General features: G+C 40.7%; 16 protein-coding genes. 1 reads left to right on the top strand and 15 read right to left on the bottom strand.

Annotation, left to right across the window (positions count from 1 at the left end; genetic code table 11):
- Positions 1–196: 196 nt before the first annotated feature.
- Entirely contained in the window at positions 197–397 is a 201-nt protein-coding gene (locus tag RTR76_RS07695) for a hypothetical protein (protein ID WP_312518750.1), read from the top strand.
- A gap of 53 nt (positions 398–450) precedes the next feature.
- Here RTR76_RS07695 and hpf read toward each other — a convergent pair whose 3' ends face one another.
- The 15 genes from hpf to RTR76_RS07620 all read right to left on the bottom strand — a co-directional run bounded on the left by hpf (position 451) and on the right by RTR76_RS07620 (position 14,084).
- Positions 451–987 carry a ribosome hibernation-promoting factor, HPF/YfiA family gene (hpf, locus tag RTR76_RS07690; protein ID WP_312518747.1) on the bottom strand — a complete coding sequence of 179 codons (537 nt, stop codon included), beginning with the start codon at positions 985–987 and terminating at the stop codon, positions 451–453.
- 204 nt (positions 988–1,191) lie between these two features.
- Entirely contained in the window at positions 1,192–1,395 is a 204-nt protein-coding gene (locus RTR76_RS07685; RefSeq protein ID WP_376746776.1) for a cold shock domain-containing protein, read from the bottom strand.
- 188 nt (positions 1,396–1,583) lie between these two features.
- On the bottom strand, positions 1,584–2,303 hold the full coding sequence (locus tag RTR76_RS07680) for an amino acid ABC transporter ATP-binding protein (RefSeq protein ID WP_312518746.1): 720 nt from the start codon (positions 2,301–2,303) through the stop codon (positions 1,584–1,586).
- Positions 2,290–2,955 carry an amino acid ABC transporter permease gene (locus RTR76_RS07675; protein WP_312518744.1) on the bottom strand — a complete coding sequence of 222 codons (666 nt, stop codon included), beginning with the start codon at positions 2,953–2,955 and terminating at the stop codon, positions 2,290–2,292. The genes RTR76_RS07680 and RTR76_RS07675 overlap by 14 nt, the downstream gene beginning before the upstream one ends.
- 176 nt (positions 2,956–3,131) lie before the next feature.
- Complete coding sequence (locus tag RTR76_RS07670; protein ID WP_312518741.1) at positions 3,132–3,908, bottom strand: basic amino acid ABC transporter substrate-binding protein; 777 nt, start codon at positions 3,906–3,908, stop codon at positions 3,132–3,134.
- A gap of 341 nt (positions 3,909–4,249) precedes the next feature.
- The gene (locus RTR76_RS07665) at positions 4,250–4,981 is read right to left on the bottom strand and encodes a basic amino acid ABC transporter substrate-binding protein (protein WP_396144503.1); all 732 of its coding nucleotides are present in this window, start codon (positions 4,979–4,981) and stop codon (positions 4,250–4,252) included.
- 167 nt (positions 4,982–5,148) lie between these two features.
- Entirely contained in the window at positions 5,149–5,439 is a 291-nt protein-coding gene (locus tag RTR76_RS07660) for a zinc-ribbon domain containing protein (RefSeq protein WP_312518735.1), read from the bottom strand.
- A 327-nt stretch (positions 5,440–5,766) separates the two neighbouring features.
- Positions 5,767–6,453, bottom strand: coding sequence for a hypothetical protein (locus tag RTR76_RS07655; protein WP_312518733.1), 687 nt, complete (start codon positions 6,451–6,453; stop codon positions 5,767–5,769).
- Entirely contained in the window at positions 6,395–6,721 is a 327-nt protein-coding gene (locus RTR76_RS07650; protein WP_312518730.1) for a hypothetical protein, read from the bottom strand. The genes RTR76_RS07655 and RTR76_RS07650 overlap by 59 nt, the downstream gene beginning before the upstream one ends.
- Positions 6,721–7,125: a flagellar export chaperone FliS gene (gene fliS, locus RTR76_RS07645; RefSeq protein ID WP_312518728.1), complete on the bottom strand. Its 405-nt coding sequence runs from the start codon at positions 7,123–7,125 to the stop codon at positions 6,721–6,723. The genes RTR76_RS07650 and fliS overlap by 1 nt, the downstream gene beginning before the upstream one ends.
- Before the next feature lie 34 nt (positions 7,126–7,159).
- Positions 7,160–9,016: a flagellar filament capping protein FliD gene (gene fliD, locus RTR76_RS07640; RefSeq protein WP_312518725.1), complete on the bottom strand. Its 1,857-nt coding sequence runs from the start codon at positions 9,014–9,016 to the stop codon at positions 7,160–7,162.
- A 22-nt stretch (positions 9,017–9,038) separates the two neighbouring features.
- Entirely contained in the window at positions 9,039–9,605 is a 567-nt protein-coding gene (locus RTR76_RS07635; RefSeq protein ID WP_312518722.1) for a flagellar protein FlaG, read from the bottom strand.
- A gap of 70 nt (positions 9,606–9,675) precedes the next feature.
- Positions 9,676–10,776 carry an FkbM family methyltransferase gene (locus RTR76_RS07630; RefSeq protein WP_312518719.1) on the bottom strand — a complete coding sequence of 367 codons (1,101 nt, stop codon included), beginning with the start codon at positions 10,774–10,776 and terminating at the stop codon, positions 9,676–9,678.
- A 13-nt stretch (positions 10,777–10,789) separates the two neighbouring features.
- On the bottom strand, positions 10,790–12,919 hold the full coding sequence (locus RTR76_RS07625) for a hypothetical protein (RefSeq protein ID WP_312518717.1): 2,130 nt from the start codon (positions 12,917–12,919) through the stop codon (positions 10,790–10,792).
- 61 nt (positions 12,920–12,980) lie between these two features.
- On the bottom strand, positions 12,981–14,084 hold the full coding sequence (locus tag RTR76_RS07620) for a glycosyltransferase family 2 protein (protein WP_312518714.1): 1,104 nt from the start codon (positions 14,082–14,084) through the stop codon (positions 12,981–12,983).
- Between the last annotated feature and the right edge of the window lie 3 nt (positions 14,085–14,087).

Below are 14,087 nucleotides of genomic sequence, written 5' to 3'. Positions count from 1 at the left end.
ACATTATATGCCTATTTTACGATTTTACCAGAATACGGGATATAAGTCAAAGAAAGGTCCTTGCCGACACTCTATTAGTATGTCCAATATTCCTCAAAAAGGTCCAGCTTTTTTTTCCTCCATTATGTATAAAAAAATGAGACATGGTAATAATAAAAAAGAATAGTAAATTTCCTTGTACCATGAGGAGGCACGTATGAATATAGTGGAAGTTGTCGGTCAATTAGCCGACTTAAAATCAGTAGATTACCGCAATACCCTTGCCATATCCGTTTTGATCGATTTGTTTATTGACAAAGGCCTTATTACCCGTGATGAGTTTGTTCGCAAAGCAGCCGAGTTGGAAGGCGAGACAATAGCGGAAATTATTATGAAAAGGCGCATCACTCACATATAAACAGGTAAACACAAAACCGGGAAGCGGCTTCGCTTCCCGGTTTTCGTATTCAATTAGAATTCAGGTTCAATCAAACCATAGTTGCCGTCTTTGCGACGATAGAGTACATTCACTTCTTCCGTATCACCATTCATAAACACATAGAAGTCGTGGTGAATCAGGTTCATTTGCAAAAGAGCCTCTTCAACGGCCATCGGCTTAATAGCAAAACGTTTCGTTTTTACGACCTGGAACTCTTCCACAGCCTCCGCTTCCGGAGTATGGCTGGCAACCAGCTCGCCTTTAAAGCCGCCGTTAGTGCGGAACTTGCGGGCAATCCTGGTTTTATATTTTTCAATTTGCCTTTCGAGTTTTTCAATTACCAAATCAATCGATGTGTACATATCGGCAGTAGCTTCTTCGCCCCGTAAGAGCATGCCATTAACCGGTACCGTTACTTCAACGATATGACGTCCTTTTTGCACGGTGAGGACAGCTGTAATTTCGCCGAGATTATCAAAGTACTTTGTGACTTTTCCGATCCTCTTCTCGACATAGTCTCTTAATGCTGGTGTGATGTCGATATTCTTTCCTCGTACGATGATTGCCATGTTCCCCATCCCCCTTCGGATATTCCAGACCGGAAGACGATCCCCCTACAAAGGACTAAATCCATTCGGCCTGTTATAGTATTATTCCCCATAAAAGACAAAATTCCTGTTATAGCACAAAAGATTACCTAATTTTTAAAAAATTCGCTATAAAAATGCAATATAAAAACCCGGCATCCTAAGATGCCGGGTTTGGACGTTGTCTTATGCTTTATAGACGTTAGCAGCTTGAGGTCCGCGAGCGCCATCAACGATCTCGAACTCTACTTGCTGACCTTCGGCCAGGGCTTTGAAACCTTGCTCTTGAATAGCTGAGAAATGAACGAATACATCGCCGCCGTCTTCTCTTTCAATGAAACCATAGCCTTTTTCAGCACTAAACCATTTAACTTTACCGATCATGAAAATTCCTCCTGAAAATAAACTGCTAGTCATTTGCCAATGACCACAAGAAACACTATAGCACAAACTGGGGATAACTGTCAACGTGACAAGGCCTTCGCTAAAGGCGCCTGCCACCCATTACTTTACCGTAATCCAGCTGGCATTGCGCGCTTTCCCGAAGGCTCTAAAGAATCATATAATTATTTTTATGGTTACAAAATCTTGGACAAAAACAGTTTGGTTCTCTCTTCCTTAGCATTGGTAAACAGCTCATCAGGCACGTTTTCTTCGACAATACGGCCTTCATCCATAAAGATGACCCGGTCACCAACTTCACGGGCAAAGCCCATTTCATGCGTTACGACTACCATTGTCATTCCTTCATTCGCCAGTGTCTTCATTACATCAAGTACTTCTTTGATCATCTCCGGATCTAGTGCCGAAGTCGGTTCATCAAACAGCATAATCTTCGGACGCATTGCGAGCGCACGGGCAATCGCCACGCGCTGCTGCTGACCACCGGATAATTGCTCGGGATAAGCCTGCGCCTTATCTGCCAGACCTACTTTCTCCAGCAGTTCAAGAGCAACCTTTTGAGCGTCGCTTTTATTCATCTTCCGCACCTGCATCGGCGCTAAGGTGATATTATCCACTACCGTCATATGAGGAAAAAGATTGAACCGTTGAAAAACCATCCCTACTTCTTCCCGCACTTTATTGATATTTGATTCACTTGTTAATGAAATTCCATCAACAACTATCTCGCCTTCTGTAGGCTCTTCGAGGAAGTTAATGCAGCGCAGAAGCGTACTTTTTCCTGAGCCGCTGGGCCCAATAATAACGACCACTTCTTTTTCTTTGATCTGAGCATCAATACCCTTAAGAACATGGAGTTTGCCGAATTTTTTATGTATATTCTTAATGCTTATCATCGATCTTGTACCTCCGCTCCAGATAATCCACCAGGCGGGAAATAGTCAGCGTCATCACCAGGTAAATGAATGCTACTGTCAGCCAGATCTCAAAAGAACCATAAGTACGGGCAATAATGAGCTGTCCCCGGCGGGTCAATTCTTCAAAGCCAATAACGGATACCAGTGAGGAGTCTTTCAGCATGGCAATAAACTCATTGCCGAGTGGTGGAATAATGCGTTTAAAAGCCTGTGGCAAAATAATAAACCGCATTGTTTGGGTCCAGGTCATCCCTAAAGAACGTCCTGCTTCCATTTGCCCTTTATCGATAGACTGAATACCTGCGCGGAAAATTTCGGCTACATAAGCTCCGCTGTTCACACTACAGGCAGTAATTGCGGCTATAAAAGGATCAATCCGCTGACCAATAATCATTGGTAACGCAAAATAAATCAAAAAGATCTGTACTAACAGCGGAGTACCGCGAATAAAGTCGACATAAACAGTAGCTAAAAATTTGACAAGTTTCACCTTTGACAGGCGGGCAATCCCCACAAACATACCAATGAGCAACCCAAAGCCTACGCTCAGTGCCGTAATTTGAATGGTAACGCCTGCTCCAAGCAGCAACAAGGGAAAGGACTTGACAACTAAATCAAAATCAAAATTCATCAGTTCTCACCTTTTATCTATCATAATCTTTTTTATTCGTCAGCCATTTGCATATAAATGCACATTAAGATTATAGCATCTCACATTAGCCTGTCAATCATTAATTTCTGGTTAAAAAAGAAGAGAGATTGCCGCTTCGCTGCAATCTCCCTTGATTGTTTTCTTATCGTGCTATATTACGGTTTTTTATTAAACCATTTCATATAGATCTTTTCATATTCACCATTAGCTTTTACTTCATCCAAAGCCTTGTTGACTTTTTCAGCTAGCTCGGTATTTTTCTTAGCAATGGCAATACCGTAGTTCTCGGCATTTTGTACTTCACCGGCTAATTTGACATCTTTGGCACCGGTTTTTGCGATGAAATACTCGTTGACAGGTAAATCGTTGACTACAGCGTCAACGCCGCCATTCTTCAACTCCAGGAAAGCTTCGGGAGGTGTATTAAATTCACGAATTTTAGCGTCTTTAATTTTTCTTGCTTCTTCAGCACCGGTAGTCCCAATCTGAACGCCAATGCTTTTGCCTTCCAGATCTTTAAACGATTTTACTGAATTGTTATCGTTCTTAATTACCATAGTAAGGCCGGATTTATAGTAAGGCTTAGAAAAAGCCACTTTCTTAGTCCGTTCCTCGGTAATACTCATACCGGAAGCAGCAGCATCTATCTGACCGCTTTCCAATGCAGGGATAAGGCCGTCAAAGCCCATGCTGACGATCTGCACTTCGTATCCCATTTGTTTACCGATCGCTCTGATCAGATCCATATCAAAACCAGTGTATTCTTTACTGCCTTCTTCCTGAAACTCAAAAGGAGCAAAACTTGGCTCAGTGCCAACCTTTAGAACTTTGGCTTTAGCACCTTGTTTCTGATCAGCCTGACCACCACAGCCGGCAAGTGCTATCGCCAATACAAAAACGCTGAGAATAATAGCAACTAATTTTTTCGACAAACGAATGACCTCCTAAAAAACATACTTTATAAGCAGACCGTTGATAAAGCCCCATCTGCGTTGTCAGGCCTGCGGGGAGCTCGCTTGTCGTACCGCCGCTGTACTGTCTTCGCTCGCTTCCTCGGCCTTCCTAGCATCTGGGACTTTCTGAACGGCCTGGGAACGAGGGTTCTCAACAAACTGTTTATAAGCTTAATGTAAATAATTATACATCACTCTGTGTACATATACAAGCACTCTGCTTAAAAAAGTACAACCCTCGCGGACTTAAGTCAAGCGTTGATAAAGCTAAAAACAAAGCAGGTGAACCCTTACGGGTCCACCTGCTCTAACTGAGACTATTAAGGCTTTTTGCCAAACCATTTTACATAGATTTTTTCATACTCGCCATTTTTCTTCAGTTCTTCTAGAGCCTGATCGAATTTCTTGGCCAGCTCGGTATTTTTCTTGGCAGTAGCAATACCATAGTCTTCAGAGGAAAGCGGAGCACCTACGGTTTTCGCATCTTTACCGCCAGCCTGTTTGATGTAGTAGTCATTTACAGGCATATCATTTACCACAGCATCTACGCCGCCATTTTTCAGTTCCAGGAACGCTTCAGGAGCGGTATTGAATTCGCGGACCTTAGCATCCTTGATCTTTTTAGCTTCATCAGCACCGGTAGTGCCGATTTGTACAGCTATACGCTTGCCATCAAGATCTTTAAAGGATTTAATCGTGTCGTTATCCGATTTAACAACCATAGACAAGCCCGATTTGTAATAAGGCTTTGTGAAGTTAACTTTCTTAGCCCGTTCATCGGTGATTGTCATCGCCGAAATGGTAGCATCAATATTACCTGATTCCAATGCAGGAATCAAACCGTCAAAGTTCAAGCTTTGCACTTCTACCTCGTAACCCATTTGTTTACCAAGAGCTTTAATGAGGTCCATATCGAAACCGACATAATCCTTTGTTTTTTCATCCTGGAATTCAAAAGGAGCAAACGCCGTATCAGAACCCACCTTCAAGACTTTCTTAGCCGCCGGCTGAGACGAGCCACAGCCCGCCAAACCTAGTGACAAAATAAACATACCTAAGATTATAAACACTGTAAGCCGTTTGGACACATCAACTTCCCCCTCATGTGTAACTTTGTAAACTTTATCATAATTATACACTCTACAACTCATCAGTCAAGCTGTTTTTTAGGAAAATAAAAAGCCTGAGGAAATAATCCTCAGGCGCCATTGCCATAAGTTCAGTTATGCTCTTTAAAACAATCGCGGCAGTAGATTGGACGGTCATTACGTGGCTTAAACGGCACTTGCGTAGTTATGCCACACTGGGCACAAACTGCTTCATGCATTTCGCGTTGTGGTGCAGCAGAGTTTGAATCTCCACGTCCACGTTTTCTTGTTTCGCGGCAGTCGCGGCAACGTACAGGCTCGTTTTCAAAGCCTTTTTCCGCGTAAAAATCCTGCTCACCAACAGTGAAAATAAAATCACAGCCACAGTCCTTACACTTTAACGTCTTGTCTTGGAAAGCCATTACCGAAAATCCCCTCACCTTACCAATTTTACAAAGAACCATTGCTCAGCTGACCTGGTCTTTGACCCCACACTCGCCTGCTGGAGGTTTCGCTAATAGAAATTAAACCCTCACTACTAACACTCTCGGCTATTATGTACTTTAATTACTTAAAGCCGGCAGGTCTTATCTCTAAGCCGCACCATGATCAGAATTCTTTGAATTCCTTACGTGGATCGTTTCGCCTGCGACTGGCATCGACTTTCAACCACAGACCTAAGCAACGGGATTCTTCTCTTAAATTATAGGTTTCATGCGGGGAAAATGCAAGGGAAATATGAAAATGATTTAGACAGACACATCAAAAGTGGAGTTGAAATAATAACCAACAGTTTTTTTCGTAATAATATTAACAACATCGAGTAAGGCAGGTGCTAATCCCCCTGGGGCCTCGATCAGCTGTTTCCTTACTGCGCCCCGGTCTTGAACACAATATTCAGCTAGTCTGTTTTCATTCATTGAAATAGCACCAGTACGGGGATCGAGCATAATGCCCATATCTCCAAACTCGCGCCACTTACCTTGCATCATACCTTGAACACGAGACAATAGCTCTTCCCCTTCCTTACTGATCCGGTTAGAAGAGCGCAGTACATCATTCAGCTTATTATAACTGCTGACTAGCGTTCGCGTTGATTGGGAGACCATATCATAAAAACTGGAGCTATCATTCCCATCAAGGAATAAATCGTCCAATACAGCATCGCGCTTAAAAACACGCAGACTCTTGTCCAATTGCTCAACTGCATCACTTAAAGTGGACTTTTCCTTCTGAGTTTTGCCGTCACCAGTGTATACCATTGACCCATTCGCAGTAACAGCCAAGCCTCCTGAAGATGCCGGCAATTGACGATAACCCGTTGTTGTGGAAATAGATGATGTTACAGAAGTTATAGCCATATTGATCACCTGCCTGTCAACTTTTCTGATCCAGCCGATTGCCGACAGGCCGTTCACCATAGCCATCATAAGCATTAGAAACTGTCTCTTGCTGTTTGGCCTGATTCAGCATAAATTGCAGCCTGTGACCAATTCCCTGATTGGTCATTCGAATTGCCTCTAGCAGAGACTTCCCTTCGGCGGTTCGTTTATAATCGTCTTCACAGCTATCAAGCTCAGCCTGGATCTTTTCCCGCTGATTCATTAGCTCAAAGAACAGATCAATGTCATTCCTAACTAAGAACTTGGACATTTCCTCCGTAAGGAAATGATAATCCTGCCATAACTCCCGCGGCGAAGGCATTAGCGAGCCACCGCAACTTGTGCTGGCTGCCGTCCCTTGGCCAGTTTCATGGCCTCTGCCCAGGTATTGCGCAGATCCACTAAAATTGTTTTTGCTTCCTCCAGTGGCTGCACTTGTTTCTTTATATTTCCCTGAATCAGGCTCTGCTCAATAAACTGATACAGGGCCATCCAGTTTTGCGAAAGCTCATACTGCATGTCCAAGGTGCTCATGAATTCCCGTACAATATCCTGCGCCCTTAAGTTAGCGGTATTGGCTTTTTCCAGGTTACCTAGTTGTGTAGCCTGAATACTTTCATTGACAAACCGGATAGCGCCGTTATACAGCATGAGTGTTAACTCTTCCGGTGAAGCGGTCATTACTTGTTGTGTTTTATAGGTATTCGCTGTTGTAGCAGCATTCATATGGATTCCTCCATGCTTTCTGTCAGATTAATTTCTATTGGCCTAGTTGCTGGGATAACCAGGAACTTTGTTTACTAAGGTTACTAAGAGCAGTTTCCATGGCATCGAATTGTTTGTAATAGCGCGCTTCGACTTGGGCTAAGCGATCATTCATATCATATAATTGATCCTTGTAGCTGGCAATACTTTTTGCCATATTACTGGTAGTATCCGTAACGTTTGGCGTACCTGCTTCGGTTTTTAATCTGCTAAGAGAAGTTTGCATTTGGTCGTATAATCGGTTTGCTACACCTTCGGTGCTTTGTGTATCCCCTGGAGTACCAAAGATCTTAAAAACAACATCCGGATCCTCTTCCAGCGCTTTCCGTAAATCTTCTGTATCTACATAAATTTTTCCGCCATTATTGGCTTCCGTTGTAAGATTACCATCATCATCAAAATATTTACCTGTACCAATGCCGATATCAATGGCACTTTGGTATTTTCCAGTCAGACCTTTGATCGGCTCAGTAAAGCTCAGGCGTAGATTAGAAACCATCTGGGTTAGAATCGGATCGCGCCGTAATGAACCACTTTTGGCTTTATCTTCCCATGCTTTAATCTCGCTGTCCTTCATATCAGCCTTCTGAGCATCTGTCAGAGGAGCAAAATCGGAATATTTGTCTTCCTTTAGTTCCTTCTGTATCAAAGCCATGAAGGTATTATAGCTGTCTACGAAGCTCTGGACATTGGCAATCGTTTTATCAATATCTGGTTGAACACCAATATTCGTCGATATCGGATTATTAGCAGAGTCAACAAAACTGGTGGACTTCAAAGTATAGGTAACTCCGGAAGCGGTAAAGGTGTTAGAGCCTTGCCTAAGTGCTACTCCATCCAGCTTAACAATAGCATCTTGACCGTTCTGTAAAAGCTGATTCATGCCAAATTGATCAAGCCCTTCAACTGACCAACCATTGTTAATGTCACTTGCCTTGATTGTGATGCGGCCAGTAGCAGCATCGAAGGAAGCCGCTCCAGCACCTAGTTTGTCATTAAGATCATCCAACATAGTATCAATCGAAGCACTTGAATCCACAGCAACAGTATAGGGGGTAACTGTACCATCGGCGGCAGTCTTCTTAATAGTTACATTAAAAGAGCCAGTTATACCAAAAGCATCCTCAACCGAGTCTGAACTAGTAGAGTTAGCATCGGCCTTTTTACTAGTCATACCAAGTGAGTTGAGATTTGCATTAGAAGTGCCAATTTTTAGATTGCTGAATAAGAAATCTAGTCCTGCACTATCTGTGCCGCTAAAGTTAACAACTGCCGCTGAACCGGTCTTATTTGAATACAAGTAAAAACGGTCCAAGGTAGTATCATAATTAGCCTTTACATCTGCTCCGGCTTTATTGATGCTGCTGACAACCTCATTAAGCGTCATGCTGCCCTTAACTGCAATAGTCTTGCCATTAATCGCCAGATTAAACTCAGAAGTGGCAGTGATTCCATCAAACTGATCAGCAAGCGTTCCTTTCGTCTTACCTGCAGTAGTATCTGTTATGCTTCCACTACTGGATAATTTAACACCATCTGCCAGTTGCTGCACAATAAGCGAATGTGACACATTAGCTGCATCAGCATTGGCCGTGGCACTTGCAACTGTTTCATTTGTAGAAGTCACTTGCTTCGGTGATAAAGTTGTCTGTTTTTTAAAATCAGCGATTGTCTTATTGCGAAGATCCTCTGCCAATGTATAAATCGTATTAACATCTTGTTTTTTCCATTCAACCTGAGTCTTTTTCTGCCAGACCTTATCATATGAAGCCCTGCGAGCCTTCATTAAATCCTTGACCATCTGATCAATGTCCATACCAGAGCCGCTAAGCCCGTATGTTCTCATTACCATATGTACGACCTCCCTATCGAAACTACGCCTTTTTATCTAACAACATACCAACATATTCTTGTATATTGGCAATCGTATCCAGCAATTCATGAGGTGGAAACTCTTTTAGCACTGTACCGTCACGCTTATCAACCATTTGCACGATCAGTCGCTTGGTTTTCTCATGTAAAGAAAACTGCAAATCAGTATTCATTAGCTCCATCAATTTATTCATTCGATCAGTGACTTGCTCTGCATCATCCCGACTAAGAGGACTGGCATCTGCTTGCTTGGGATAATCGTAATTCTTAGCAAGTTTAGCTGTTGCAGATCCTCTAGGCTGATTATCTGCTGAAAGCTTAGAAGCTTGATTAGTTGAAAGTATCGCGGTAGTTTTTAAAGTGACATCCATGTCTTGTTCCACCTCGTCAAATTCTTCTCTATTGTTATATCGAACAAACAGTGCTTTTTCTAAAGAGGAATTTATAAAAAAGTTGCTGCAATTTCGGTATTCCAGCAACCAGATAATGTTAATAATATTAAAATCTGCCGAGCAACATTTGACGCTGACCATCTGAATTTGGATAACATCTTGCTGATCTAGCCACACTTTTTAATAAATCCCAGTACAGCAGCTTAAAACCGCTTGTTTTTTTTGCATGAAGTGAAATGATTTTATACTATATTGTTGCATATAGTACAGTATCTACGCCATAAATCCCGTGACTCCGCAAGAAGAATTTATATTCGGGAACAATGGAGTGAATCAGTAACGGAAGCCGCCAAATGTCATCATTTTTGTGATAAACCGAGATAGCCAGGTCCGGCTTGTCCTCGACAAGGATTTTCTTTGCCCCTAAAATAGCACTGTATTCAGCGCCCTCAACATCCATTTTGATAAATGTCGGATGAAATCCAACCAAGGCCTCAGATAACGACACGCATTGAATCATCGCTGTCCCGAACTCTGAAATGTGGCTGCCCGCTGTTCCCTGGTTCGTAAAAAAGAACTTGCTGGCACGATCAGCAACTCCGCAAGGAAAGCATATGGCTGTTCGATTATCCATGTAGTTTTCCAAATTTTTATGAAGCAGGGCAAAATTCTTCTCATCTGGCTCAAAGCACACTACAGATTGAATCGGAACTTCATGGCGCAATCCGGTCAAAATGCTATCCCCTACATATGCTCCACAGTCGACGAATCTTTCGTAACCCTTATTAAACGCGATAGATTTCACAAAATATTGCGATTCATTGCATGGCAAACAGAACGCAGAGAAATCACTTGTCAGCTTTGACTTTATAAACTGATAGAGCACTCGTATGCTCTCTTCCTCATCCAATAATGCCGCAAATTCCAGAATTTCTTTCTGGGCCTTTTGGACATCCAGTGGATTATACAAAAAAGCCGCCAAACACTTATAATGCAAGATATGGCAAAATCCCACTGCACGCAGTTGATTGGCGACATCGGTAAATTCAGCCTCCCCAGAATCAAAGCTTAATATCACAACTGCGTTTTGGATTGCCTCCTGCGTCAGACCGATCGCATCCAAACTATAAACAGGCTTAGAGCGATAACGCATTTCGCCCGAACCACGTCTATCCAGAAAGGCTATCACCTCCTGACCGTTCCCGACGAGTACATCATAAACCAATTCGCCGACACGCCCCGCACCATATAATAAGATGTCCTTATCATGAAACAACTCGACTGGACATATGGGATTGATTTCTGTGCGAAATAGTTCAATAAATTGTTCTATGTGCTTTTTGTTCATATGCGGTACCTCACTATTTAAACATATCTGTCATTGTATATTCTCGATTGCAAAATTCATCTCTCGATAGATTAGCTTCAAACTCACAATTTTCTACTATAGAATATCTTTGTTGGATTAAACTAAACACCTGATCGGCAAATTGCGAACGAATTCCATTTTCCAGCTTTGAATTCAAGACCATATATTCTTTAAAATAATTCATAATTGCTTGCTGCACTTCGCTTATATACACTAATTGCTTATCAGTCCTGCTTTCTTCTAAATAGATAGGATTTCCCTTTTGATCAAAATGTGACAACGTAGGCTTTGAAGATACAATTATACTTTCCATAAATAAATAGTTGGTAAATAAATAACTTTGTAATCCATACATATAGCCCGATTCCAGAAAAGATTCGACTGTTAATGCTGTCTTTTTATGATATTCTTCAAAAAAATGGATAAAATATAAACCACTTATTTTTTGTGAAACTATATTTATTAAACACATTTGGCAAGTAGCAGAAGAAACAAAATCAAAAAATGCTAGTCTATCATTTTCTTTTAAATTCAAAGTATTTATATACTTAAAATACTGTTTTCGAAGAAGCATCGACTTAGATAATATCTCTTTTTTATGTGAAAGCACATATTGTTGCAAAGTTTCATACTTTTCTTTTTGATAAGGAAGTATTTCTCTATCTTCTAACAAAAATCTTTTCTTCAATAATTTTTCCGGTGAATCATCAAAAGCAATCTGAGATGCATATAGAATATCTTCTTCACAAAAAATCGAAGCTGAAATTGCTGACATTCGCGAGATCAAAAAGTATATATTTTGCGGCAGATTTAATGACCTTTTTTCAGGTTCCCCAATACTATCATACAATTTATTAAAGATATAGCCATCCCTTGCTGAAAAGAGTATTTTATCATATCCCATCTTTACTTTCTGCACCAACCAAACCATGAATGCAGTTATTAATGGTGCAATAAATAAATACCCCATATCATACGCATTATTTATAGTCATCCTACCTTCCGACTTATACAATGCAAAGGGATCGTTAAAAACTTTTGCTAAAAACATCCCTGTTAAAATTCGTTCATCTAATGTTTCTGCCTGGCCTAGGACGTTCTTATACGCTGATATTTCTAACATATCTCCGGCGCTATAAATGTGAAATGAATCAATTCCATTAATCTGTGCATATGTACCATCAATGTCCAGATTATCTCCAATATGCAGATATGACTGACCTTGTATTTTTTCCTTAAATACTTTATAAAGGTTTTGTGATTTCGACGTACGATACTCACAAGAAATAAATACATCCTGATAACCTACTATACCTAAGTTTTCCAATATTTCTTCTAATAAATTCCTTGGCAGATACATATCGGAAATTAAATAGACCTTTTTTTCAGAAGTAATCGCAAAATTAAAAATATCAGTCATTTTCTTTCTGGGAACCAAAACTGATTTATCGGTATCAATTTCATTTTGCATTAATTGATCCGACAATTCAGTCGAAATACCCGTATTTTCTTGAATTCTAGCATAAATTTCGCATAAAGTTGGAATTGTATCCACTGACAAGTCTCGCTCTGCATCAATTCTTTGTTTTACAAAATCATCTTTAAATTCAGATTGCATATTCCTTGACACGAGCTCAAATATATCATGCGGGTATAGAACTTTTCTCATTACTAAAGTATCAAATATATCAAAACTAATAATGTCGTGCTTGAGGATTTCTTCACGCAATAACTTTTCATCCACACTAAAATAAGGATGATTTTTCACCGTTTCATCATTATTTTTTAATAAATTGACACCGTTAAGATCAAATAGCTCTATCTTATGGCTCTTACAAAATTTCGCAATACGTTTACAAATAATCTTCGTTGAATTTGCCCGTGCAATAATAATAATAATGTCTGTTTTAAGTTCTAATACTTCTTCATTGGAAAGAATTCTTTTCCCGTAAATAGATTCACCAGTCTTATAACCATCCATTACGCCCAAAAACTGAAAATCACTAAAGCTATCAAGAATATGCTTTGTATTGTTACTAATACCATATAAAACAATTTTTTTGTTCACACAATCTGCAAATTTGTTTTTAAAAGTATCTATAATATATTGGCGTTCATTCATAGAATACTTTATCCTCCCTTGGGGTGACTGCATTACTTCACACTGCATTCAAAACGTCCCCTTACAAACACTGAATTAAATCCTTCCAAGAAAGAAGCGCCACGTTCTGTTGACCATATAGCCTCTGAAGCTGTTCGAAAACCTTAATGTCTTTACCTGTTTCAACCGATACTAAAATCGCGTCGACCGCTTGGTCACGATCAACCGTCAGCCAATCAGGCGAATATACCGGAATTCCTGAAATAACCTTGTCCTGCATATTAGGATTATTATCCAAGAAACAAACAACCTCAAAAAACTCAAGCCGTAGGTCTTCCAACAAATATAACGCCGTTTTCATGGTGCCGAATATTGCTACTCTGTTAATCCCTTTTGTCCTTAAACTTCGCGATATTCCCTGCTGTTGCAGCAGTAAATTCTCCAGCCATATTTTATAATAACCAGTTATATCAACATCTTTGACCATAGACTCAGGTACCTGTCCAAAAAACTGGATGATAAGCCTTTGCGTTTCTTCCAACAGTTGTTTTCGCCTGATCGGATTGCTGCTTACACCTCCACTGCGAAACACAGCGACGATACGGTTAAAATATTGAGCATACTGTTCGTAATGCTTGAAGCAATACGCTGCAAATTCCATATCACTGACAATCTGATAGGACAAGTCAAACGGGCCATGTGCTGCAAATAACTCCTTGCGGACGAACATACTTGGATGCTGACACATTTCGCCATATCGAAAGTCTTCATAGGTTAACAGCTTGCCCAATGGACGTTCGTAATTATTTTTCTCATCCAGCATCAGTACATTTCCATAGGTTATTTTTAGTTCAGGCCGAGCAGAAAACACTGCCGCTATTTGTTCCAGCACGTTTGAATCATGAAAATAATCATCGGAATTAAGAAAAGAAAGCACATCGCCGCTAGCAAGCCGAACCCCTTTATTAAAAGCATCATAGATGCCCTCATCCGGTTCAGACACCACAGCGGCGATTCGGTGACGATATTTATTGATAATATCCAGCGTCCCGTCCGTGGAACCGCCGTCGATAATGATATACTCAATGTTGGCGTAGGTTTGATTGAAGACACTCAGAATGGTTTGTTCCAAATATTGTTCACTGTTAAATGTAGCAGTAATCACCGAGAATGTAAAAGGCCGCATAGT

The organism is Anaerospora sp. (assembly GCF_032013335.1).
Classification (GTDB): domain Bacteria; phylum Bacillota; class Negativicutes; order Sporomusales; family DSM-15969; genus Anaerospora.
Note: the sequence above shows the minus strand (reverse complement) of the source record. Positions and strands in the feature narration are given on the sequence as shown.

Excerpts from the sequence above, each read along its gene's own strand:
- fliD (WP_312518725.1), bottom strand. The coding sequence starts at position 9,016 with ATGGTAATGAGAACATACGGGCTTAGCGGCTCTGGTATGGACATTGAT.
- RTR76_RS07665 (WP_396144503.1), bottom strand. The coding sequence starts at position 4,981 with ATGTTTATTTTGTCACTAGGTTTGGCGGGCTGTGGCTCGTCTCAGCCG.
- RTR76_RS07630 (WP_312518719.1), bottom strand. The coding sequence starts at position 10,776 with ATGAACAAAAAGCACATAGAACAATTTATTGAACTATTTCGCACAGAA.
- hpf (WP_312518747.1), bottom strand. The coding sequence starts at position 987 with ATGGCAATCATCGTACGAGGAAAGAATATCGACATCACACCAGCATTA.
- fliS (WP_312518728.1), bottom strand. The coding sequence starts at position 7,125 with ATGAATGCTGCTACAACAGCGAATACCTATAAAACACAACAAGTAATG.
- RTR76_RS07655 (WP_312518733.1), bottom strand. The coding sequence starts at position 6,453 with ATGCTTATGATGGCTATGGTGAACGGCCTGTCGGCAATCGGCTGGATC.
- RTR76_RS07650 (WP_312518730.1), bottom strand. The coding sequence starts at position 6,721 with ATGCCTTCGCCGCGGGAGTTATGGCAGGATTATCATTTCCTTACGGAG.
- RTR76_RS07695 (WP_312518750.1), top strand. The coding sequence starts at position 197 with ATGAATATAGTGGAAGTTGTCGGTCAATTAGCCGACTTAAAATCAGTA.
- RTR76_RS07675 (WP_312518744.1), bottom strand. The coding sequence starts at position 2,955 with ATGAATTTTGATTTTGATTTAGTTGTCAAGTCCTTTCCCTTGTTGCTG.
- RTR76_RS07680 (WP_312518746.1), bottom strand. The coding sequence starts at position 2,303 with ATGATAAGCATTAAGAATATACATAAAAAATTCGGCAAACTCCATGTT.
- RTR76_RS07625 (WP_312518717.1), bottom strand. The coding sequence starts at position 12,919 with ATGAATGAACGCCAATATATTATAGATACTTTTAAAAACAAATTTGCA.
- RTR76_RS07620 (WP_312518714.1), bottom strand. The coding sequence starts at position 14,084 with ATGCGGCCTTTTACATTCTCGGTGATTACTGCTACATTTAACAGTGAA.
- RTR76_RS07660 (WP_312518735.1), bottom strand. The coding sequence starts at position 5,439 with ATGGCTTTCCAAGACAAGACGTTAAAGTGTAAGGACTGTGGCTGTGAT.